The organism is Methanolapillus millepedarum (assembly GCF_032594115.1).
Taxonomy (GTDB): Archaea; Halobacteriota; Methanosarcinia; order Methanosarcinales; family Methanosarcinaceae; genus Methanolapillus; species Methanolapillus millepedarum.
In genome coordinates this window covers 1,396,482-1,420,374 of record NZ_CP131060.1, presented here as the reverse complement: position 1 = coordinate 1,420,374, position 23,893 = coordinate 1,396,482, and the positions used below count along the sequence as shown (strand labels likewise).

The 23,893-nt window shown below is 44.7% G+C and carries 18 protein-coding genes and 1 tRNA gene; 4 read left to right on the top strand and 15 right to left on the bottom strand.

Annotated elements, in window-relative coordinates:
- Positions 1 to 9 precede the first annotated feature (9 nt).
- Positions 10 to 720, top strand: coding sequence for a hypothetical protein (locus MsAc7_RS06530; RefSeq protein WP_338102114.1), 711 nt, complete (start codon positions 10 to 12; stop codon positions 718 to 720).
- Positions 721 to 949: 229 nt separating this feature from the next.
- Here MsAc7_RS06530 and MsAc7_RS06525 read toward each other — a convergent pair whose 3' ends face one another.
- Positions 950 to 1,177 (bottom strand): TRAM domain-containing RNA chaperone, encoded by a 228-nt coding sequence (locus tag MsAc7_RS06525; RefSeq protein ID WP_420847449.1) that lies wholly within the window; start codon positions 1,175 to 1,177, stop codon positions 950 to 952.
- A 465-nt stretch (positions 1,178 to 1,642) separates the two neighbouring features.
- Here MsAc7_RS06525 and MsAc7_RS06520 point away from each other — a divergent pair.
- Positions 1,643 to 1,719: transfer RNA gene (locus MsAc7_RS06520), tRNA-Lys, on the top strand.
- A 40-nt stretch (positions 1,720 to 1,759) separates the two neighbouring features.
- Here MsAc7_RS06520 and nikR read toward each other — a convergent pair.
- Positions 1,760 to 2,200 (bottom strand): nickel-responsive transcriptional regulator NikR, encoded by a 441-nt coding sequence (nikR, locus tag MsAc7_RS06515; RefSeq protein WP_338099204.1) that lies wholly within the window; start codon positions 2,198 to 2,200, stop codon positions 1,760 to 1,762.
- 378 nt (positions 2,201 to 2,578) lie between these two features.
- Between nikR and MsAc7_RS06510 the strand changes: the two genes are divergently transcribed.
- Both MsAc7_RS06510 and bcp read left to right on the top strand, forming a co-directional pair.
- Positions 2,579 to 3,676, top strand: coding sequence for a DMT family transporter (locus MsAc7_RS06510; protein WP_338102113.1), 1,098 nt, complete (start codon positions 2,579 to 2,581; stop codon positions 3,674 to 3,676).
- A 43-nt stretch (positions 3,677 to 3,719) separates the two neighbouring features.
- Positions 3,720 to 4,199, top strand: a complete 480-nt coding sequence (gene bcp, locus MsAc7_RS06505) for a thioredoxin-dependent thiol peroxidase (RefSeq protein ID WP_338102112.1) — start codon at positions 3,720 to 3,722, stop codon at positions 4,197 to 4,199.
- Between the two features lie 297 nt (positions 4,200 to 4,496).
- Here the strand turns inward: bcp and MsAc7_RS06500 are convergent, their stop codons facing one another.
- The 13 genes from MsAc7_RS06500 to MsAc7_RS06440 all read right to left on the bottom strand — a co-directional run bounded on the left by MsAc7_RS06500 (position 4,497) and on the right by MsAc7_RS06440 (position 23,871).
- Entirely contained in the window at positions 4,497 to 5,837 is a 1,341-nt protein-coding gene (locus MsAc7_RS06500; RefSeq protein WP_338102111.1) for a GLUG motif-containing protein, read from the bottom strand.
- A 182-nt stretch (positions 5,838 to 6,019) separates the two neighbouring features.
- Positions 6,020 to 6,991, bottom strand: coding sequence for a DUF4198 domain-containing protein (locus MsAc7_RS06495; RefSeq protein ID WP_338102110.1), 972 nt, complete (start codon positions 6,989 to 6,991; stop codon positions 6,020 to 6,022).
- A gap of 300 nt (positions 6,992 to 7,291) precedes the next feature.
- Complete coding sequence (gene mnhG / locus MsAc7_RS06490) at positions 7,292 to 8,167, bottom strand: monovalent cation/H(+) antiporter subunit G (RefSeq protein WP_338102109.1); 876 nt, start codon at positions 8,165 to 8,167, stop codon at positions 7,292 to 7,294.
- The gene (locus MsAc7_RS06485) at positions 8,167 to 8,451 is read right to left on the bottom strand and encodes a monovalent cation/H+ antiporter complex subunit F (protein WP_338102108.1); all 285 of its coding nucleotides are present in this window, start codon (positions 8,449 to 8,451) and stop codon (positions 8,167 to 8,169) included. The genes mnhG and MsAc7_RS06485 overlap by 1 nt, the downstream gene beginning before the upstream one ends.
- A complete protein-coding gene (locus MsAc7_RS06480) occupies positions 8,448 to 8,969 on the bottom strand; it encodes a Na+/H+ antiporter subunit E (RefSeq protein ID WP_338102107.1) in 522 nt (173 codons plus the stop codon). Before MsAc7_RS06480 ends, MsAc7_RS06485 begins: the two co-directional genes overlap by 4 nt.
- Positions 8,966 to 10,765 (bottom strand): proton-conducting transporter transmembrane domain-containing protein, encoded by a 1,800-nt coding sequence (locus MsAc7_RS06475; protein ID WP_338102106.1) that lies wholly within the window; start codon positions 10,763 to 10,765, stop codon positions 8,966 to 8,968. Before MsAc7_RS06475 ends, MsAc7_RS06480 begins: the two co-directional genes overlap by 4 nt.
- Entirely contained in the window at positions 10,762 to 11,181 is a 420-nt protein-coding gene (locus MsAc7_RS06470; RefSeq protein ID WP_338102105.1) for an NADH-quinone oxidoreductase subunit K, read from the bottom strand. The genes MsAc7_RS06475 and MsAc7_RS06470 overlap by 4 nt, the downstream gene beginning before the upstream one ends.
- Positions 11,178 to 11,939, bottom strand: a complete 762-nt coding sequence (locus tag MsAc7_RS06465; protein ID WP_338102104.1) for an MnhB domain-containing protein — start codon at positions 11,937 to 11,939, stop codon at positions 11,178 to 11,180. Before MsAc7_RS06465 ends, MsAc7_RS06470 begins: the two co-directional genes overlap by 4 nt.
- On the bottom strand, positions 11,936 to 14,353 hold the full coding sequence (gene mbhE / locus MsAc7_RS06460) for a hydrogen gas-evolving membrane-bound hydrogenase subunit E (RefSeq protein ID WP_338102103.1): 2,418 nt from the start codon (positions 14,351 to 14,353) through the stop codon (positions 11,936 to 11,938). The genes MsAc7_RS06465 and mbhE overlap by 4 nt, the downstream gene beginning before the upstream one ends.
- Before the next feature lie 395 nt (positions 14,354 to 14,748).
- A complete protein-coding gene (locus MsAc7_RS06455; protein WP_338102102.1) occupies positions 14,749 to 18,969 on the bottom strand; it encodes a beta strand repeat-containing protein in 4,221 nt (1,406 codons plus the stop codon).
- 302 nt (positions 18,970 to 19,271) lie between these two features.
- A complete protein-coding gene (gene thsB / locus MsAc7_RS06450; RefSeq protein WP_338102101.1) occupies positions 19,272 to 20,906 on the bottom strand; it encodes a thermosome subunit beta in 1,635 nt (544 codons plus the stop codon).
- Positions 20,907 to 21,342: 436 nt separating this feature from the next.
- The gene (locus tag MsAc7_RS06445; protein WP_338102100.1) at positions 21,343 to 22,446 is read right to left on the bottom strand and encodes a CobW family GTP-binding protein; all 1,104 of its coding nucleotides are present in this window, start codon (positions 22,444 to 22,446) and stop codon (positions 21,343 to 21,345) included.
- Between the two features lie 351 nt (positions 22,447 to 22,797).
- A complete protein-coding gene (locus tag MsAc7_RS06440; RefSeq protein ID WP_338102099.1) occupies positions 22,798 to 23,871 on the bottom strand; it encodes a GTP-binding protein in 1,074 nt (357 codons plus the stop codon).
- Positions 23,872 to 23,893 lie beyond the last annotated feature (22 nt).

Below are 23,893 nucleotides of genomic sequence, written 5' to 3'. Positions count from 1 at the left end.
GGATTATTCATGGTTGATACAACAAGCACAATGCCGAAAATGGCTGAAAAAGAAAATATGATGGCATCCGCTCCTGCGGCTCCAAAATCGACCGCAAAACCGGTTATGTCATCAACGGCTGCATCAAAACCGGCGACTTCTAAACCCGCAGCACCGAAATCCACTGCAAAACCGGCCGCTAAAACCACTGCAAAACCGGCCGCTAAAACCACTGCAAAACCGGCCGCCAAAGCCGCTGCAAACCCGGCATCTAAATCTGCCGCAAAACCGGCCGCATCCAAAACAACAAAAGCCGCTGCAAAACCCGCTGCAACAAAATCCACAAAGGCCGCAGCAAAACCGGCAACATCCAAATCATCACTCGCACCCAAGGCATCCGGAACGAAATCCACTGCCGCAAACAAAACCGCTGCCAAAAAACCGGCAACGAAATCCGCTTCAAAGCCTTCCGGTACAAGCGCCAAGAAAATCCCGGTTAAAAATGCCGGCAAAGATGACATTGATGATATTGATATCGAGCTGTCTTTTGACGATGTCAATGAGATTTTATTTTACGATGATGAAGATTACGAGGAGGAAAACAACATGTACATGAAAAAAGAGAAAAAGAGCAAGAAGAGCAAAGTCAAGAAAGTTGAAAAATTGGCTTACTACGGAATTATCATCGGCCTTGTCGCCTTTATGCTCCACTTCTTGGCCGGCAGACACCACCAAAAGTAATGACCAAAAATATTAAAGAAAAAATTAAAGAAAATAAAGCCCTGATGAGTTTTCTCATCAGGGTTTTTTTTATTTTTACCCAAAGTCCTTTTGCGACAAACTTGGGAACAAACCTTGATAAAGAGACATTAAGAGTGGACATCCGTTAATTTGTTTGGAAGATGTTTTTTGAATAAAAAAAGGACGTTGAAAAAATCAACATCCTAAGAACCATCAGTAACCAACCGGTTTACTCGACAACGGTGGCAAATGCGTATTTCGGAAGCACTCTTGTGATTTTAACAGTAACTTCCTCGCCGGCTGCGGTGTCCGGAACAAAAATAACATAGCCTTCAATTCTGGCAATGCCGTCGCCTTTTTGAGCGATATCTTCGATTTTGACATCATATGTTTTGCCTTCGGAAACCGGGGCAGTGACATTTTCATTACTATTCTTAAACATTGAATTTTTAAACATTTTAATCTACCTTTGAATTTGTGTTGCCGGCTCCGCTTTAAAAGCAAAAACGGCACAAAAAACTAATTTAAAAGAGACCAATCCATATGTGTCAAATTGCAAAAGCAAAAACAGAAGGCTTAGTATAATTCTAATAAATTAATTAATCATTCATGGTGAGGATGATATAAATAGGTTCCGACATTACTCCCGATTATAAAAATCCTTCCCGATTAATAAAATTTTAAAAAATAAAATTCAAAAGTTTATAAAAAATATCGTGAGGATCCCGGATTTGGGCAAACGTTTTCAAAACAAAGCGGAAAGCCGTAAAAAAGATTTTCGGAAACCTTTATATAAGGTCAAACGGATTATGGGATATCCGTTTCAAGGGGATTCATCCGAAAAGACGGACAAGATACTGTTTTTAAAAAGCAGTTCTTTTTTTAACAACCCTTCAATCATATATACATCATAAACAATCGTGGGCCCGTGGCTTAGTCAGGCAGAGCGGTGGACTCTTAATCCATAGGTCGGGGGTTCAAATCCCTTCGGGCCCGCCATACACTTTTTTCGTGTTTTTCAGCCATGAAAAACAAATTTTTACAACTTATCCGTTGACGGCACCGTTGTTAATTTTGAAAACTTCACGCCGTTTAACGACAAAATTTTTTCGGCAAGCAACTTGATTTCAATGCCGTCGCCTTCCAAAACGACAACTTCCAAGCAATTCTCATGATCCAAATGAACGTGAATGGACGTTTTAATGATGTTGGAGTGTTCATGCTGAATGTCAGCCATCATATTGGAAAGCCCGCGTTTGGTGTGGTCGTAAACCAAAGAGATCGTTCCCACGCGTTTTCCTTTGATGTCGTTCATCCATTCATAATGGTTAATATAACTTCGAATCGCATCGCGGATGCCTTCCGAGCGGGAAGAATACCCGCGTTCTTCGATAATGTTGTCGAATTTCGTTAAAAGGTTGTCCGGGAGCGAGACGCCGATTCTCATGAGTTCTTTTTCGGTTTTTTTATCGTCGATCATTTTTCCACCACTGATCTTAGAAACGCTTTTTTAGATGATAAGATTTTGTGTTATTCTTTTCTGTATATTTAATACTTATTATCCAAAATATGACATTTTGTTTTACTCAATTTTAATTGCTCAAAAATTAGATTTATATACACGGAAGAATGTTTTTAAAAAGAACCGTCTGAAGAAAGTAGGCAAAAAATATGAATTTCCGCATAATTTACAGAGACAAACGTAGCAAGGATTCGAAAAATACGAAATAAAAGTGATGGAAAGAAGAAAAAAGAATCAGAAAAATAAAAAAAGAAAATAAAAAAGAAGGAAATAAAAAAGAAGGAAATAAAAAAGAAGGAAATTCAGAAAAAGGAAAATAAGAAAGAAGGAAAACAAATGGAAAGTAAAGTGAAAATTAATAATTCCGCTATCGGTTTGGCGCTTTTGGCCGCCCTGTTATTCGGTTTGAACGCACCGTTTTCGAAAATGCTCCTCGATGACATCCCTCCGATGCTTATGGTTTCTCTTCTTTATTTGGGCGCCGGAATTGGTATTTTTATTTTGAGATTTTTCTCTCATGCAGCCGGTTCCGAAAAAAAAGAAGCGAAAATTACCAAAAAAGAATTGCCATGGACAATTTTGATGATTCTTCTTGATATCGTTGCGCCGTTTTTGTTGATGCTCGGCTTGTCCCTGACAACCGCGGAAAATGCGTCGCTGTTGTTTAATTTTGAAATGGTTGCCACCTCCGTTATTGCCCTCATCTTTTTCAAAGAAGCCGTCGGAAAGCGGATGTGGCTGTCCATTGGAATCATTACGCTTGCATCCATTATTTTATCCATTGATTGGACTGCCTCCACATTCCGGTTTTCCACCGGCTCATTGTTGGTCTTGGCCGCTTGCTGCTGCTGGGGACTTGAAAATAATTGTACCCGAAATATGTCGGAAAAAGATCCCGCTCAAATTGTTATTTTGAAAGGGTTCGGATCGGGACTTGGCGCCGCGCTCATTTTCTTTTTGTTCGGACAAAGCACGCATTCCGAATTTTTGCCGGAGATTCCGCCCCAAATTCTTCTCTACGCCATGATTCTCGGATTTGTGTCCTACGGCCTTAGTATCTTTTTGTACGTCAAAGCCCAGCGCCATTTGGGCGCCGCCCGGACCAGTGCCTATTACGCCGCAGCGCCGTTTATGGGCGTGATCGTTTCGTTCATTCTCTTTGGAACGAATGTCACCGCTTCTTTTTGGGTTGCTGCCGCATTGATGATTATCGGCGTTTGGCTTGCCGTCAAAGAAAATCACAACCATGAACACCTCCATGAAGAAATCACTCACGAACACCGCCACGGCCACGACGATGGTCACCATGATCATGAATGGACAACGCCGCATCCAAATTCAGCCGACACGCACACCCACGCGCACACGCATAAAAAAGAAGAGCATGCGCATACACACAATCCGGACATTCATCACCGGCATTTGCATGAATGACAAATAAAAGAATAAAAACAACACATAACGAAAGGAGAAAATCATGACATCATCCATTAAAGAAGGAGATGGCGTCCCAAACGTCTGCCTTCCGAATCAAGAATCGAAAAAAACATGTTTAACAGACTTTCTCGGAAAATGGGTTGTTTTTTATTTTTATCCGAAAGACAACACCGGCGGCTGTACCAAAGAAGCCGTCAGTTTTTCCGAAAAGAAGGATGATTTTGAACGCGAAAACGCGGCCATCATCGGCGTCAGTAAAGACAGCGTCGCATCGCATCAAAAATTCACGGAAAAACGCGAACTCAAAATCATTCTTTTGTCGGACGAAGAATTGACGGCAAACATTGCGTTTGACGTTTGGCGCCTGAAAAAATTCATGGGCAAAGAAAACATGGGAACCGTCCGAACGACATTTTTGATCAATCCGGACGGAAAAATCGCAAAGATTTGGAATAATGTGAAAGTGGACGGGCATGTCGAGGCTGTTTTGGAAGAGTTGAGAAAACAAAAAACAAAATAATTTTTTTGAATAATACTAATCCATCTCCCTTTTTCAAAATCAAGAACATTGCCCTTCAAATAAATACCTCATTTTACCCCTTACATTATTCATCCGGTTTCAAATCGTTTATTTTATCCAAAATCAAAAATGTACAATAGATCACAACCACCGCCGGCCAAAAAACCAATAACGGACCGCAAAGAGGGGTGTCATAAAAAAGAAAGGACAAAAAGGTCGTCGGAATAAGAACAAAAACGAAACCGAAAAAAAGCGAACTCAAACCATATCTGTAAATCGTATCTGTATCCATATCAATCATCTCTTTCTGTAAATGAACAAAACAACGCCAATACCAACGAAAATTCCGGCTGCCAATTCAAATCCCGGCAGCTTTTTGGGTTTTTCCATTGAATTGTCGGGATTCAAATAAGAAACGTCACCCGGCGGTTCTTCCTGCCACTCGAAAACCGGCAACGGGTAATCCGCAAAATCCTTTAATTCCCAAGGAACGCCAAATGCATTCCAATAAAAATGTTGTCCCGCTGTCCCCCAAACGTCTTTGCTGCTGACAGACAGAGTGACTTCATTGTCGCCGTCTTTTCGGAATTTTTCATTCGTCGTCATTTCATCCCAATAATAGCACCAAAAAATAAAGCCCGTACAATAATCATCATTCACACCGGCAATTTTTCCGATTGATTTTTGCTGAGCGTATTCGGAAGAATAATCGGTACCAACGTCGACAGACTCCGTCAAAGCGTAACTGTCCTTTAAATAACCTTGATTTAAGCCGACCAATCCGCCGGCATAATCCCTTGTCGCATAAACCGTTCCGACAGCATAACAACGATCAATAATTCCTTCATAATTTCCGCCGGCCAGACCGCCAACGATGGAATTCGAGGAAACGGAACCAAAGGAATAACAGTCCCAAATTCGTCCTTTGAAATTATAACCGACCAAACCTCCGGCATCATAACCGGTTCCACATATCGAAAATGATGCATAGCTTTCATTCACGACGCCGCAATTAATACCGACGAGACCGCCGATCATATTTCCGCCCGAAAGATGACCCGTTGCAAAACAATTTGAAATAAATCCATTGTTGACGCCGACAAGACCGCCCAAATCGTTGAATGCTTCCGCTGCGACGTGAACAGCCGAACAGTTTCGAATGATGCCGTCGTTTTGACCGGCTAAACTTCCGGCACTGCTTTGTGCAGAAATCGTCACATTGTCAAGCGTTAAATTTGTAATCTCGCCGCGCTGACCAACGTGCCCGAACAGTCCGGCGCCCGACCGTTCCGGATATGAAACCGAAAGATTTCGAATGGTTTTGCCGTTACCGTCAAACTGTCCGGAAAATAAACCGGACAATTGGCCGGATTTTGAATCGACGTCGGCTTCGCCGATCGGTTCCCATGAAAGGTTTGACCCGGAAAAATCCAAATCGTTCATTAAAATGTAAGAAGCGGAAAGGTTATGGCGGACTTCGTCGAGTTGCGCAATCGTCGTGATTTGATAGGGATCGGACGGCGTTCCGTTTCCGGCTCCCGAAAAAGCAGCAGCTGCCGGCCCAATAAAAAATGAAAACAGAACAAAAATAAGAGAACAAATAAAAAGAAAATGAAGCGGCCTTCTTTGAGAAATCATAAAAAATGTTCGGCAAGATAATATAAAAACATATTGAATTTTTTGAAAAATATAAATAAAATTCTGTATTGTCTATACCGCTTTAAACGGCATCAGCAAAAAAGATATCCGCTTAAACAGACGCGATGCGCGTCTGTTTAAACGGGAGGGTTTTCTAAGAATAATAAAAAAGAGTTGTTATCTTACTTTTTTCTGTAAATGAACAAAACAACGCCAATCACCGCTAAAACGCCGACGATGAGCTCAAATCCGGGAACTGTTTTTTCAGAATCGGAATTTGCGCCGGCTGCCGAACTTTCGGAGAGCGGCGTGAGAACCGGAACCGTTAATGTTGTTTTGTAGCTGTGACCGTCCGCGGTTTGGTTGGACGCGGCGACATACATCCAAACGCCGGATTCGCTTGGGGTTGAAACGAAATCGCCGGACGCATCCGTGTAAGCCCGCTTGGAATAGATGAGGTAAATATCTTCACCGATTTGCGGATAAGCGGTTTTGATTTCATCATACCGTTGTTTGGCTTCAGCGGCGGTGTTCACGGGCTCGCCGTAAAACGTAATGTTTCCGACACCGGTACCGTTTGCCACCACTTTTCCGTAAAGTGCTTCACCGCTGGCAAGACCGCCGACACGGGTGTACGGAATAATTTCAAGCGGAAGTCCCAAATCCCGTGCCCAACCGTCCCAAGTGCCTGTGCCGACAAAAACCATCATCTTGGAAATTTGAGTCGTTGTGGTCGTTTGGTTGTTCGAGGTTGATGTTTCATTCAAAGAGGTGGACAAATAATAAATGCCCTCTTGATCAAAAGTGACGTTCACTTGTTGGTAACTCAAAACGGATTGACCGCCTGATAAAACGTTGGTGATATTTTCGGATACAGTCCTTGTCGTAACACTCTTTGTTGTCCCGTCCGGCGCCGTAATCACAACCGTGAGCGGACCGGATGTGTTTCCGAAATCATATTCGTAACCGTGGCCGCCAACAATGATAATCGATTGAACGCCCGGGGAAATCAAATAATCGTTGATATCCGCTTCAGACGCGTCAGTTATGTTGTCCCCGGCCAGCATCATCAGCGAATGGGCGGATGCGGGCATCGCCGCGCAAATTAAAACAAGAAAGGCAAAAACTGCCAGAAATGCCATCTTTTTAAACATAATATTTCTCCAAATCTGTCAAATAAATAAAAATAAAAACAAATAATTAACACGTTTTTTTAATTTCGTGTTAAAAAATAGAATGAAATTTTAAATATTTAAAACTTATTCTGCGAAATTCAATCTTTAAAAATATTTAAAAAATAAAAAAACAAAAGGATTCGCCATTTTTCACATCACGGGAAAAGCAAACGCCATAACGCGCGCGGCGGCCGATAAAACAAAAACAGGAAACAACAAAAAGAAAAAAACAGTAAAAAAATAAAACAAAAAAAAGAAAAGAAGAACGAATTCTTCTTTTTATGATTTTTCGTCCTTGCCGTCAGAATCCTTTGCGTCGGCATTACCATCATCGTTTTCACGTATTTCTTCCAATTTTTTCTCAGGAATCGCTGTCTGAAGGTCAGGATTTTCTTCCAACTTTTCTTCCAGCTCGGATTCTGAAAATCCTTCCGTGAGTTCCGGACGGGCTTCAAGCTCTGTTTTTTCGTCCGAATCTTCCGGCGCTGAAATAACGTCATCCAAATCAGTGAGAACCGGCTTCGTCTCGGCCTCCGTTTGTTCCGGTTTTGAAACATCCGACTTGGGCTCGGAAACCACTGTCTTCAAACCATCATCAATGACTTCGTCCTCAATCGGAACCACCGTATCCGGCGTCGTTTCAACAACATCGGTCGCCAAATCCGTGATTTCCTTTGAAAACTGCGTCGCCAGATTTTCCTTATATTTGTTAAAGGAATGTGCTTGATCACGTTTATCCAAGTCCACATAAACGTAAGAACCTTCGTGGAAATCGAAGTCATCGCAATAATCGCCCTGACGTTTTCCGCAGTATGCGTCAAAAATCGTCTGGTCGCATGGTGGTACGTTGATGTTGTACGCCGCCCGCGCGATCACATGCCCGGCAACCGGCGCGGTCATGAGAAGAAAAACCGCAATCGCAATGGATTTGATGCCAAGAGGCGTCAACCCGTCCGCGACCAAAATGCCCAAGAGAACGAAAAAAGCGCCTGTTGTCGCGATCTTTGTGGTCGCATGAAGCCTGTTGTAAATATCAGGCAGCCGAATAAGACCGATCATTCCGATTAAAATATCCAAGACGCCCAGCAACAGGAAAAAGTAACAAATCCAAAGGCGTAAGGATGAAAAATCAAACGGGAAAACGGACAAATCCATCAAACCACATCTCCTCTGTCAACGTATTTGGCCATCGCCAACGTTCCGATGAATGAAATAATCGCAAGGAGAAGCGCGATATCAATCAAAAACTGAGAGTCTTGAGAAAAAGCGTAAATCGCCAAAATAATAACAATCGTGTTCCCGATCGCGTCCGCTGCCGCAATTCGGTCCACAATGGTCGGGCCGACAAAAACACGGTAAATCGCCATAAAAAGGGCGGCCGTCGCAACAAACAAAGCAATGACGGTCACCCAGCCGAAAGCTGAAAGCGCATGAATCATTCAAAAGCCTCCAAGACCGGTTTTTCCAAATCGTCGCGAATCGTGTCACGCACATCCTTGGGACTGTCGATGTAAATCGAGTGAACATAATAAATGCCCGGACCCTTTAACGTCGGGTTTTTAACATGAACGTCAATAATGAGCGTTCCCGGCGTCAGTGAAATCGTGTTGGCCAAAACGGTTGTTGAAATGCTTTTCGTCGTCGTGAACGGATAAGCGATAATTCCCGGACGAATATCCAGCTTCGGTTGAAGGATTTTATAAGCCATGAAAAAATTCGCTTTCACAATTTCGCGGAACAAAATGTAAATATACCATAATTTTTTCGGGAACTGGCGGACAAAATGACCGAAGGAATCCGTAAACGTAAACATGTCTCGGAACGGATACAAAATTAAAAACGCAAAAAACACGCCCAAAATGAAATTGCCGATTGAAAAGCTGCCGCTGATGAGCATCCAAAGAATGCCGAGCATCACATAAACCAAAGTTCGCATGAAATTAAATTTTATTTTCATCTCGGAGCCCTCCCGAGGACTGTTGAAATATATGTTTCCGGATCCAAAATTTGAGTGGCGATTAAGTTTGAAATCTCATAAAGCGGTTCCGGATAAATACCGAGCAAAATAACAACGGCGCACAAAACCACAATCGGAATGACGATTTCGAAGGGTATTTTATGTTTTTTATGCGAAACACCGGTCGCCGGCCCGGAAGAATCCGGTGCGACTGTGTGCGAATCTGACACGGCGTGCGAATCAGATACCGAATGCGGACCCGATACAGCGTGCGGATTCAGCATATCGGTATGCGGAACCGACACCGCCCCATCAGCATGCGCGTCCGCCGCATTCGGAACAGAACCGGCTGCATTGGTACCGACACCCGTGTTGGCACCTGTTCCGGCACCGGCATCTACATTCCGGTTTTCACCCCAAAAGATGGAAATCCATGTGCGGAACATGTAAAAAATGGTGACAATCGCGCAAACAAGCGCGATTAAAAACGCCAAATAAAATTCACCGGAAACCGACGATTGGAAAAGCGCGAACTTCGCAATAAAACCACCCATCGGCGGGATCCCGGCAATCGACATGGCGCCGATTAAAAACGCCATTGAGAAAAGCGGCAAAACCGTAATGAGCCCGCCCATCTTCCGAAGGTCGCGCGTTTTGGTTTCATGAATAATGCCGCCCGCTGTCAGGAATAAGAGAGATTTGGCAACCGCGTGGTTAATCAAATACATAATCGCTGCCGCAATCGCGCCGGCGGTTCCAAACGATAAACCTAAAAGAACATAACCGATTTGAGAAACGCTTGAGTAAGCAAGCACTCTTTTGAGATCGGTCTGCCCCATCGCGGAAAACGCGCCAATCGCAATCGTCATGAGCGCAAAAAACATCACAATCGGAAGAACAAACGAAAGCGCCGGCGCCAAAACGACAAACAAAATACGCAACATGCCGTAAACGCCGACTTTGATTAAAACGCCGCTGAGCATCGCGCTCACCGGTGTCGGCGCGGTCGGGTGAACATCCGGAAGCCAAAAATGAAGCGGAACCAACGCGGCTTTGTTTCCGAAAACCACGACAAACAGAAGAGCTGCCCCGATAACCACCCAGGGAACCGATCCGGAATCCGTCAGCGTTTGAATCTTAGCGGCGAGGTCGGCAATGTTTAAAGATCCGACGGAAGCGTAAATGGTTGTAATCGCAATCAACATCACGAACGACCCGAGCATTCCCAAAACCAAATATTTGTACGTGGCTTCAAGCTTATGAGATATGTCGGTCACGCTGAGAGACTCGTTGGCCATAATGAGACCGGTCGACGACAAAAACATTATTTCAAAGAAAACGAACATGTTAAACAAGTCGCCGGTCAGGAAGATGCCGTTGATGCCGCCCAGCATCAGGAAGAATAAAACGAAATAGCTGTCGCTCAAAGACTTTCTTTCGATGTAATCTAACGAATAAATCAAAACCAAAAAGCCGATAAACGTATTGAGAAGAACCATGAGCGCCGACAAAAGATCGCCGACGAGAACGATGCCGTATTTTCCGAATTCGCCGATATCGTAGACCAAGATACCGTTTTTGTAAACGTCCAAAAACAAAACAATACCGATAAAAAACAAAAAGGCGGAAACGAAAAGGGCGACATATTTCTGCGCATTTTTCCGGTTCCGCAAAAGAATCATAACCGGCGCCATCAGTAAACAAATGGCAATCGGAAGCACGACAATGTTGGTCATGAAAAAGGACGTCACGTAATCGAGCGGCGCCGAAAAGAGAAGAGACGGATCAAAGTTCATCCGCGCAGCCTCCTGAGTTCGTCAACATCGGTTGTCCCGTATTCTTCGCCGATCCGGTACGCGAGCGTCAAAAAGATGGCGGTGGTCGCAAAACTGATAACAATCGCCGTCAAAACAAGCGCTTGCGTGAGCGGGTCCGTAAATAAATAATCTTCCGAAACACCGAGCACAATCGGCGCCAAAATACCATTTTTATAATCATCCGTGAAAATGAAAGAAGCGTATTTGTTAATCGTGCTCATCAAAATCGGAACCAAATTTCCTTTTAAAATGCCGGAAGAGACGATTGTCAAATTGATGGCATGGCTGATTAAACCAAATCCCATCGCAATTTTAATGATATCGCGGCGCAAAATCAAATAAATACCGATCCCGAAAAGAACTGATATCGTGAGCGCAAGCCATACGTTCGTCATTTCTTTTCCTCCTGTTTTGCGTTGAGATCGTCGTCTTTGTTGAAAAGATCAAGATTAGGATTGTGAAAACTCGACGCGCGATTGAGTTCATCAATATTTGAATCCTCATAAAGGTAATGGTGATGCTGGTGATGCTTTCCCGAGGAGGCGGTTGAACCGGAAAAGCCGGCCGAACCGGACGTTTCGGAAGAAAGAGTGTCCGAATTTTTAGACGATTCCGTTTTTTCGGCAACTTTTGAACTCAAAACCGCCGGCATCGATGTGTCCACTCGAACCGGACTGTCGGCTGTCCCCGTATATTTAAACGGACTTTCCGTCTCTTTCGCCCGAACTTTGTCAGACGCGATATTTGTCAAAATGAACAAAAGACCGCCGATCACGGCAAAATAAACGCCGACATCGAAATACATGGATGAAATCAACTCAATGTGACCGATGTGTATACCCAAAATTTCAATCGGGAAGTCGTCAAACGCGCTTCTGAAATAGTTATGGCCGACAAAGAGAGGGGCCAGCGCCGTGACGGAAGCAAATAACAAACCGTAGCCGACCCAGCCGAGCCAATCCGGCTGCAGCCGGACATTGATGTAACGCATGCCGTAGGTGACATAAACAAGCGCAATACCGCACACGAACAAAACGCCTCCGACGAAACCGCCGCCCGGATAATTGCCGCCGTTAAGCAGCAAGTAAATGGAAAAGAACAGGCAGATCACAAGACAAGCTTTAGAGATGGTTTTGGCAATGATTGTGGTCATTTCTTTTCCTCCGTCATGGTAGATGTGACTGTTTTTTCTTGCTTGTCTTTGGAACGGCTTTTAATCAAATTGAAAACCGCAAGCGCCGCAATACAAATAACCGAAATTTCGCCAATCGTATCATATCCTCTGAAATCGACCACGATCACGTTGACGATATTTCGGCCGGCTGTCATTTCAAGACCGTTTTCAATGAAATAGTGAGAGAAGGTTTCAAAAGGCGCAATCAGATCGGCGCCGGCAAGCATCATAAATAAAACAAATGCGCACCCGACGGCCAAAAGCACATTTTTGACTTTTGCCCGCGTTTTTTCGGGACGGACGGCTTCTTTATTTTTAAATTTCATGATGACGACCAAAAACATAATCGTGGACAGCGTTTCAATACAAAGCTGCGTCATCGCCAAGTCCGGCGCTTTGAGATAAGCGTAAAGAAGCGACACGACAAAACCGCAAGCGGACAGAGAGATGATCGCCGACAAATATTTCGGAAGCGAGGCGGCTCCCCAGGCGGTTAAAATAATGAGAATAAAGACGAGCATCTCGGACGGCATTCCGGCAAAATCCAGATTCGGGAAAATAGGAAGCCCCGTGAATAAGGCATAGACAATCGGAATGAGAACCATCGCGATGATGAAAACAAGCATGGTCTTGACATATCCGGCCGGTGGTCCTTTTTGAAGCATTTTCCCCAGCGTCGCCCCGAAATCAAAAGCGTTGTCAACCAAAGTGTTGTAAATCCAATTGATGCTGATTTTGGGATGTTTGGAACTGAAACGGGTCTGCCAACCGGCAATCGCGTCATATTTCCAATAAACCAATATGCCAAACGCAAACGTAATAATCGTCATGATGAGAGACGGCGTGATGCCGTGCCAAAGCGCGACATGCAAATGTTCCGCGCCCGGCAAAATGGCGTTAATCGCCGGCTGAACCAAATAATCAATGAACGGCGTCGGGAAAAGTCCGATGAGAATGATGAGCGCCGCTAAAATGGCGGCGGGACCCAAAAGAATCCAAGACGGGTCATGAACGTGGTCCGGAACATCGGGATCAGTGGTCCGTTTGCCGCAAAACACTTTTAGGATCAAGCGGAAAGAATAGGCAAACGTCAAAACACCGCCGACAACCGCTAAAATGGGAATCATCCAGGCCATTCCGCCGCCCAGCGCCTCCGCCATTTGAATGGAAGATTCGTAAAACAATTCTTTACTCAAAAAGCCATTGAGCGGCGGGATTCCGGCCATGGCGCAAGCGGCGATCACGGTCAAAATGAATGTTATCGGCATTTCTTTTCGAAGACCGCCCATTTTTCGGATGTCACGCGTGTGGAGTTCGTGCGCGACAATGCCGACCAAAAGGAAGAGGCACGCTTTGAAAGTCGCGTGGTTGAGCAAATGAAAAGTTGCCGCGGCCACACCGATTCCGGGCTCCGCCAGCGTGGTGTAGCCGTACATGGTCATCAGGTAAGCCAGCTGACTGATGGTGGAGTAAGCGAGAATTCCTTTCAAATCCGTCTGCCGGAGCGCTAAAAAGCCGGCACCGACCATGGTGATAAGCCCGATGCCGCAGACCAAAACAAACCAGTCCGTTGTTCCCGAAAACATCGGATGAAAACGCGCGACCAAAAAAACACCGGCTTTGACCATTGTCGCCGAGTGCAAAAAGGCGGAAACCGGCGTTGGCGCTTCCATGGCGTTCGGGAGCCAAACATAAAACGGGCCTTGCGCGGATTTGGCAAAAGCACCGATGAGAATGAAGAGGAGAGTGACCGTAAAGAGCGGACTGCTTTTGACAACAGCAATCATGTCGGGACTGGTCAGCATTTCGGAAATACCGTACGTTCCGGTGATGGAAAAGAGCAGCAAAAAGCCCGCGAACATGAAAAGTCCGCCGCCGCCGGTAATCAGAAGCGCCTTTGTTGCGCCGTAAATGGATTCTTTGGTTTTTCGATAATAACCAATGAGCATAAATGAACTGATGCTGGTTAATTCCCAAAAGATAAAGAGTTGAATTAAATTATCAGAAAAGGCAATGCCAAGCATGGATCCCATGAATACGAGAAGATATTGGTAGTAACGGACCAAGTCTTCGCTTTTGGAGAGGTATTTGTTGGAATACGACAGGATTAAAATACCGATGAAAGAGACGATGATTCCGAGAAGAACGGAAAGCCCGTCCGCGTAAAAGGCCAAATTGACAAAAAGTCCCGGAATCCAAGACATTGCCCCGGATAAAACGTCACCCGCATAGGTTGTCGGAACGATGGCGCCCACCATGATCAAACAAACAAAAGCGACCAACGCCGCGAACCATCCGACCTTATCTTTGAGGACTTTGTACGCAAGCGGTACGAAAAGCGCCATCAAAAAAGGCAAAAGAACAATCAGGGCCAGAAAATAAAACGCATCCAAGAGAAATCACAACTTTGAAATCAGTGTTACAATAAAGCCAATGTCTGACAATTTTAGATCAATACGACAACATTCATAAATATTTTCAGCATGCTCGAAAAGCCTTTTTAAATAACGGCAAAGCTTGTGAGATGATGAAATAAAATCATCCGAATAGAGGATGAATAAAAGGATAAATAGTGAATAAACAAGCTGAAAGATACTATATGTTCAAATTCACCATATATTAAATTATTTGTGATTTTGGGAAAAAAGAACGAATGAAAAACCAATCTTTGGTTTTTGAACTCAAAAAAATATGTCGCTGTAATGCACGTGCCGGCGCCGTCGGACAAAAAAAGAGATGAAAGATCATTTGCGATTGAACTCACAAATGACTTTTTATTTAACCGCCGTTACGGCAGCCAATTAAGAACCGGATAAGCGATTCCTTCATCAATGGTCCAAATCGGCGTTGCGAAATCCCAGGACAAAGACGACGGAAGAGTTCCGTCGTAGAAAGCTTGCGTTTTTGCATCGGATGACGTGATATTTTCACCATCAAATCCCGTTAAACTGCTTGTTCCGGTTAAACTATTCAACGCGTAATTGCCGGTTAAAAGAACGCTGCCGGAATCGCCGTCCGATCCGAGAATCCGATGAATCCGGCCGCCTATTGGAAGGGTTGTTTCAAGACCGCTGTTTAAGGCGACAGATGTTGAAATACCAGAATCCGGCGCGGCTGTCCCGACAAGACCGCCAACCGGCGAATTGCCGGAAATATTTCCGGAAGCGTAACAATTCAAAACTTTTGAGGTATGGTCCATCGACCCGATTAAACCACCGACATTGGCGCTGTTTCCGGCGGACACGTTCGATTCGGAATAGGAATTGTTCAATTGACCGCCCACGCTTTGACCGATGAGGCCGCCGACATGGTTACCACCGACAACCGTCACGTTTCCGCCGGACATAACGTTTGAAATATTTCCTTTGTTCAGGCCGATGAAACCACCACTGCGTTCGGCCCCGTTGACATTGTTGAGCGCCCGAACGTAGGAGAGGCCGCCTGTATTGTTGTTATTGCCCATGAAACCGCCGACGGAACTTCCGGTTCCGTTTACGTTTTTGCCGGCCGTCATTGTAATGCTGTTTGCGGAACTGAGATTTGTGAATGTTCCGCTCTCCGAATTATTGCCAATAAAACCGCCGACGGAAACTGTTCCGGTCACATTCTTAGAAAGCTCGATTGGAGAATTGACCGCAATCGTTCCGTTGTTGTAGCCGATAAAGCCGCCGACATTGTTTTGCCCCTTGACCGGTTTAGCCGGATCAATATCCGTGACGACAACCGGAGAATCAATGACGATTGCGCCTGATCCGCCGTTTGAACCGACAGCGCCGCCGACGTTGTTGCTGTTGTTTGCATAAATTGTGGAATGGATAACGGTATTTGAATCAAATGTGATTTGACCATTGACGTTATTAAACCCGACAAGCCCGCCAACGCCGGAACCGGCGCCGTTGTTTGTGTCAATCTCAACATAAACTTCGGACGAAGAAATCGCTCCAATCGCTGCCGTATTTCCACTGTTTGAGCCGGCCAAACCGCCAACGGAAGAGTTACCGGTTATGGAAATCGGATGAGCAGCATCTCCGACACGGCCGTTAGAAATTGTCCCCGCCGCCGATGATAAATTGGAATTGTTACCCACCAAACCGCCGACGTTGCTGTTTCCGGTCACCGACGAAAAAGATGTGACGTTTGAAACCGTTCCGCCCCGGTTCCATCCGATAAAACCGCCCGTGTTATTATTGCCGGAAACGATAAAGGGAGATGCCTGAGAACCAACCGTGACATTTGAAATGACGTTGGAATTGTACCCTGCAAAACCGCCGGTATTGTCATGTCCCTGAACACTTCCACTCACATCAATTTTGTAAGTGCCTAAACCTACAAAAGCGCCGGAATTGTTACCGATAAAACCGCCGGTAGAATTCAATCCTTTAATGTTGACCGCAAGAACCAAATTATTGGAAATCGTAACCGGCCCGGCATTGTTGCCGATAAAACCGCCGACATAATTGCTGTAATCAGCAGATACGGTGGAGTCAGAAGTCGAATTATTCAAAGTAACGCTGCCGGCTGCCGTGTTATTTCCGATGAAGCCGCCGATGTAATTGCCGTTTGCGGAAGTGTTTCCGGTTCCGGTAACCGCCGTTACTACGGTTGAATTTTTAACTTCCCCGCGGTTTTCACCGATGAGACCGCCGATATAATTAAAACCGGTCACTGAAACACGGTCCATTGCAGAACCGACGCTGGCATTGGAAATGTTGCCGCCTCTATTGTTGCCGGTACCGTTTCCGTTTGTGCCGATCAAACCGCCGACATATTCCTTTCCGGCGACCGTCGCGTTCGAACGAACATAACCGATGTCGGAAACAAAATTGATGCCGATCAGGCCGCCAACCGATTTGTTTCCGGAAACATTTCCGGTCATCGTTATATTATTTGTTGCGGTTGTCGCGATGGTTTTGACCGGACTTGCCCCGTAATTTTGACCGATAAAACCGCCGACGTTGTCTTTTCCGGTAACATTACTTGAAAAAATCAATGAGGAGTCGGCTGTTATATTGCCCAAATTCTTCCCGATAACGCCGCCGACATCGTTGCTGTTTTGAGCGGCTACCGTCGAATTGAACGTTATATTCGCCAAAGTAATGTTTCCCGTGTTGTTGCCGATGAGACCGCCGACGGAATTTCCGGTTCCGTTTTCGCTCACCAACGAATAGATGGAAGAATTATTAATTGACGCGGCGTTGTTGCCGATAAAACCACCGACATCCGTTTTTCCGAAAACGGAAATCGGAACCGTCGTTGTTCCGGCGGCGGACGCGGAAATATTTCCCCGGTTATAGCCGACAAAACCGCCGATATTTTGGTTGCCGGAAACAAAAACTTGCCCGCCGGAAATGCCGGCCGACGCGTTTGAAATGGAACCGTTGTTGAAACCGAAGAGACCGCCGGTATTGTTGCCGCCGATAATCGAAACCTGCCCAGTTGAAGGACCGACGCTGACGTTTGAAATCGACCGGTTATTCCAGCCGATGAAGCCGCCAACAATATTACTTCCGGTGACGTTGCTTTTCATTGTGATTTTGTTGGCGCCGTTTGAAATGGATCCTGTGTTGTTGCCAATGAAACCGCCGGTGATGTTGTTCCCGTGAACGCTCTTTGAAAATTCCACATTTTCGGAAACGGTAATCGTTCCATTGTTGTAACCGATTAAACCGCCAACTGTATTTGTTTTGCCGGCTGAGACGGACGAGTTGGCCGTCGAATTATTGACAGTGATGGCGCCGCCGGCGCTGTTGCTGCCGATAAAACCGCCGATATCATCTCCGCCACCGTTTGTTATTTCCGAGACGACGGCGTTTACGGAAGAAGTTGTCACGGAAGCGTTGTTCTGTCCGATGAAGCCGCCCACAGAGGATTTACCGGTCACGGAGACCGGCATTCCCGAAGAACCAACCGTTGATTCCGAAACGGAACCGTTGTTCCAACCGGCCAGGCCGCCGACATACATACCGCCGGAAATATTTCCGCCAACAACAGCTGAATCATTAATTTTTCCGGAATTGTTACCGACAAGGCTGCCGACATAATTATTTCCGGCAATTGTTTCGCCGGTCAAATTCAAGTTCATATTTTTCATTTCGGAAACGGAAGAGGTGACGCCGAAAATACCTTGGTTATTTTCCGCCGGGCGGTTCATGGAAAAACCGCTGAGCTCCTTGTTGCCGCCGTCCAATTTTCCGCTAAAGCCAACAGTTGCGTTTCCGGCCGGCACCCAGCCTTTTTCATCCGAATAAGCGCGCTTGTAATAAGACGGAACAGCGGGATTCGACGACGTCGGAACGTTCCACGCCGCCGGAAGTTCCAGGCTTGAATTGATTCTGAAATATTTGTTGTTGCCGGCAGCCCCCGTATAATACCGGAGCGCGTCGAACTGAACAATATGGTCAATCACAAATTCATTCCCGGAATCATCAGCGCCGGTTCCGGATTGAAACGGATAGTTGACGGTTCCGGCGGTTGTTGACGCATTTCCATCCGACACGGAATACGTATAAATATTACCGCTGCCGGGTGCACTCAGCGGCGCTCCCGCAACGGAAACTAAAAATGAATCGGCTTTCGGCAAATAAACTTCAACGTCTGTCGGCGCTAAAGTGCCGCTGTCCGGGCCGCCGTTGATTTGATTGTAACCGACGGTGGTGAGGTCAGCTGCCGCAATCGGTTGGTCGGCCGTTACTAAAATACGAAGTGTGTTTGTCGTTTCATTATAATCGTAAAGTTCCGCCGACAAAGACAAGGTTGACGGAACCGGCGGGCTGACCGGCGTTCCACCGCCGCCGGGCGTCACGTTCACCGGACCCAAAGATCCGCCGGAACTGTTTGACCCGCTGCTTGAATTATTGATTTCGTTTCCCATCGGAGGATTTGAAACCGAACAGTCGCAGTCCTGTTCTGTTTGTTGAGATTGGAGACAAGTTGTTAAAAGAAGAGCCAGCAAAATAACAATTAATAAGATAATGCCAATTTTAAAACAGGTTTTCCACTTCGAATCCATACAAGTCCCCTTTTTTAATAACAAATATATAATATTTTAGAGAGTATATAAATTATCAGAACCAGTGTATTTATCAATAGTATATAAATTTGTTTTAGATAAAATAGTAAATCATTAAAATAATGAATTGAGAAAACAATGAAATTCCACGTGTGAGAAAAGGTTGAAAATTGAATTTAAAAAAATTGAACTTAAAAAAAATTGAATTTTAAATATTTAAATAATAAAAAAACTGAAAATAATAAAAAATAATTTTGGAAATTGAAAAGATTCAATTTCCGGTTGATTTCTCGTTTTTCAAATTACATGTCCATGCCCATGTCGCCCATGCCCGGCATTCCGCCCGGAGCACCGCCGGCGCCTTGGGATTTGGTGGTCGCGATCACGTCGTCGATTCTGAGAATCATAACGGCGGATTCGGTTGCGGCGTTAATGACTTGGGTTTTGACGCGAAGCGGCTCGACAACGACTTCTTTCCACATGTCAACGACTTCGCCTTTAAACACATCGAGTCCGGCGGTTTTCATGCCTTTTTCGTGAGCAGAGCGGAGCGCCATTAACATGTCAATCGGGTCAAGACCGGCATTTTCGGCCAAGGTTTTCGGGATGACTTCAAAGGCTTCAGCATAAGCGCGAACGGCGAGTTGCTCGCGGCCTTCCAAAGTGGACGCGTATTCGTTTAAGCGCAAAGAGATTTCGACTTCCGGAGAGCCGCCGCCGGCCACCAATTTTTGGTCTTCGATGGCAACGCCGACAACACGGAGAGCGTCTTCAAGAGCGGTTTCAACGCTGTCAATCACGTGGTCGGTTCCGCCGCGAAGGAGGATGGACACGGATTTCGGGTTGTTGCAGCCGGTCACAAAGACCATGGGTTCGCCGGAGATTTTCTTTTCTTCCACAACGGCGGCGTATCCCAAATCGTCTTTGGAGATTTCGTCAAAGTTGGAGATCAGATTTCCGCCGGTTGCGCGGGAGAGTTTTTCCATGTCGCTTTTCTTAACGCGGCGGACAACGAAGAGTCCGAGTTTGGTTAAGAAGTGCTGGGCCATGTCGTCCACGCCTTTTTGGCAGAAAACGACGTTTGCGCCGCTTTTCGCGACTTTGTCAACCAAGTCTTTAATCATTTTTTCTTCTTGGTCGAGGAAGAGTTGGAGCTGGTCCGGCGACGTAATGGAAATTTCGGCGTCGACTTCGGTGTCCTTGAGTTCGATCGCTTCGTTAAGGAGCAAAATTTTGGCATCCTTGACAACTTCGGGCATGTTGGTGTGAACACGTTCCTTGTCAATGATCATGCCGTTGATGAGTTCGGAATCTTCGACACGGCCGCCGACTTTTTTGACGACGTTGATTTGTTCACGGTCAACCACTTTTTTACCGCCGATTTCATCGACGACGCTGGTGACGGCTTTTACGGCAATTCCGGCGAGAAGCGATTTTGCGGATTCGGCACCTTTTCCGGTAATCGCGGTGGAGGCGATGCTGGTCAAGAGTTTTTCATCGTTGGTTTTGACTTCTTTCGCCAAACCGTTCACGATTTCAATCGCTTTGTTGGCAGCCAACCGGTAACCGGATGCGATCACGGTCGGGTGAATGTCCATTTCAATGAGATCTTCCGCTTTCTTTAAAAGTTCGCCGGCAACAACCGCCGCACTGGTGGTTCCATCGCCGACTTCTTCGTCTTGGGTTTTTGACACTTCGACGATCATTTTAGCGGCCGGGTGTTCGATGTCCATTTCTTTTAAAATCGTGGCGCCATCGTTGGTGATGGTGACGTCGCCCATGGAGTCGACGAGCATTTTGTCCATGCCTTTGGGACCGAGTGTTGTTCTGACAGCTTCCGCCACCGCTTTTGCGGCCATAATGTTGTTGCTTTGCGCGTCGCGTCCGCGAGTGCGTTTGCTTCCTTCTTTTAAGATAAAAATGGGTTGTCCTGACATTTTATGTCTCCTGATGATAATGATTTTGAATTCATGGAGCGTGACACAAATAGCGTCAATGCATTGCATATTTTATGACAGATTGCGAAATATGCACAAATGTATAAAAATCGAACCGGTTCCGAATTGCTGTTTACATTTCCCGAAATTGAATTTTTTTCCCGGGTTTGCGTCTTGCAGGGACCGCTTCCAAATTCAATTTCATATCCTTCGCCTGAAAAATGTCTAAAACCGGGAGTTCATGCCGGTTTATTTTGGATCATCTTTCCGGACAAATCGGAAAAATACAGCTTTCATATGTCAGATATTCTATATATAAGTTGCGAGACAAGAAATTGAAAAACAGGAGCGGATAAAAGAAAATAAAAAAATAAAAAATAAATGGATAAAATCTCATCCATTCATTTCATTTGTAACCAATTATGTCATCCATAATTTAACTGTGCGTTTGGCCATCTTCATGAACATGGTCGTCATCATGTTCATGTTTTTCAAACGGGAAGCCTTTTGCTTTCAAAAAAACTTCAATGGATTGATCAACAATCTGCGTCAATTGTTCTTTGGGAATATTGGTCACCGCCGACAAGAACCGAAGTTCAATTTCATCATCCTCATCGTAAAAAACGGTGTCTTGCAAGATGTATTCCGCTTCCAGCTTTCGATCATTTGAAACGGATGTTTGGCTGACTTTGACCATCATATTCCCGACTTTAATCGCCATTTTGATGTGGCCAACAAAATGAGGATTTATCTTAGAAATATCAGCCCCGGCGGCCGTCACAACGGTTTCAAGCAATTTTCCGGCCGATTTGTCGGAAAACGTTTTTGGCGCTTTAAAATGATAAAGGGCGGAGTACGTGGTCACGTTAGACATTTCAATGGAGTCAAGATGCTGTTTTGTCATCAAATCCGCATCATAATCGGAAGATAGAGACGAATTATCTTTATTGAACAACAACTCATAAAGCCGGCGAACAGATTCGTCATCTTTTGACGCCGACAAATGCATTAAAGTCGCGTCCGGATTTATTTTTTTCACAAAAGCCTCAACCGATTTTATTTTTTCAGGAGTTGCCAAATCCGTTTTATTAAGACCAACCACGCGCGCTTCCTGCAATTGCTCATTGATGAAATTGGGAATTTGAACGAGTTCTGTTTCCAATCTTGAAACGTCCACAAGCACAGTAATCGGTGAAAACATCATCATGACATTGATTTCAAAAAGTTGATTGAGAATTTGTTCCGGGAAAGAAATACCGGTTGGTTCTATAATTAAAACATCCGGGTGAAACAAATTATTAATTTCCGTTATTGTGGCGGGAAGACTCATTTTTAAAGAGCAACAAATACATCCGTTTGTGATTTGCTTGATCGGGATACCGGATGTTTCAAGCGTTCCACCGTCAATTCCAATTTCACCAATTTCATTGACAATAATTGCTACTTTTTGATCGGCGTCATTGAGCATTTTGACAAATTTTAGAATCGTTGTTGTCTTGCCGCTTCCCAAAAAGCCGCTGAGAATTAAAACTCTTATCATTTTTTATCACCAAACCATTAAAAACACACATTTTTAAAAAATCGGATTAAACAATCACACACTTTTTTTGAACAATCCGAACTTGATATGATAATATGATTACAAAATTTAATTCAGATTTAATTTAACAATACAAATAGAAAATCAAATCCGAAGTTAAATTTGATAATCTGATTGTAGAATAATGAGATGAATACATATGAATTTTTGTATATTTTATAAAAAAGCGGAATGAATAGCTTAGAATTAGAAAAATAAAAAATAAAAAAAGATAACAAAAATAAAAGAGATGATAAAAATAAAAGAGATGATAAAAATAAAAAAATAAATATTGAATTGTAATTTAAAATATTACAATTCAATCAAATTCTTTTTTCCTTCCGCGCTTTTTCTTTTTTCAAATTCAAGTCCCTTTGCCTTTAAAAAAACCTGAATCGATTGGTCGATAATCACCGTCAATCGGTCCTTTGGAATATTGGTCACCGCCGACAAAAACCGCAGCTCATACTTGCCGTTATTGTCTTCCGGCTCTTGCACAATGTATTCCGCTTCAATTTTCCGGTCGTCGGACGCGGACACTTGACTGACTTTGACCAGAGTGTCACCGATTTTGACAGCCATTTTGACATGCCCGACAAAATAATAATTGATTTTGGACAAATCCATTCCGGCCGATGAGATGATATGTTCAAGCATTTTTCCGGCATCTTCTTTGGACAACACTTTCCCCGAAAAATCGTAAAGCCCGGAATAGGTGCTGACGTTTGAAATTTCAACGGAATTCAAGGTGGTTTCACTTTTTTCATAATCCGACGAACATTTTTCATGGTCCGCGCTCATGAGAAGGTCATAAAGCCGGGCAACGGAACTTTCATCGGTTGCCGCCGACATGTAAACGAGAAGAGCATTCGGGTTGATTTCCTTTAAAAATGATTCGACTTCGGCAACTTTGGAAGCGTCCGCCAAATCCATTTTGTTCAGGCCGATTATTTCGGCTTCGATCAACTGCTGCGTGATAAATTTCGGAATTTGAGATATTTCGGTCGAAAAACGGGATGTATCGACCAGAGCCGTAATCGGGGAAAATGTCATCATCACGTTGAGTTCGCACAGCTCATCTCGAATTTGTTGCGGAAAAGAAAGACCGGTCGGTTCCAGAATCAAAACGTCAGGATTGTAAGTATCCGAGAGTTCCGAAATGGTAAGACTCAAACTGAGTTTAAGAGAACAACAAATACACCCGTTTGTGATTTGTTTGGACGGGATTCCGGCAATGTCAAGCGTTTCACCATCAATCCCGATTTCACCAACTTCATTAACAATAATGGCGACTTTTTTCCCGGCGTCGGTGAGCATTTTCGCGATTTTTAAAACCGACGTTGTTTTTCCGCTGCCCAAAAACCCGCTGATAATCATAACCCGCATGTGAAATTCCTAACCTGTTCTG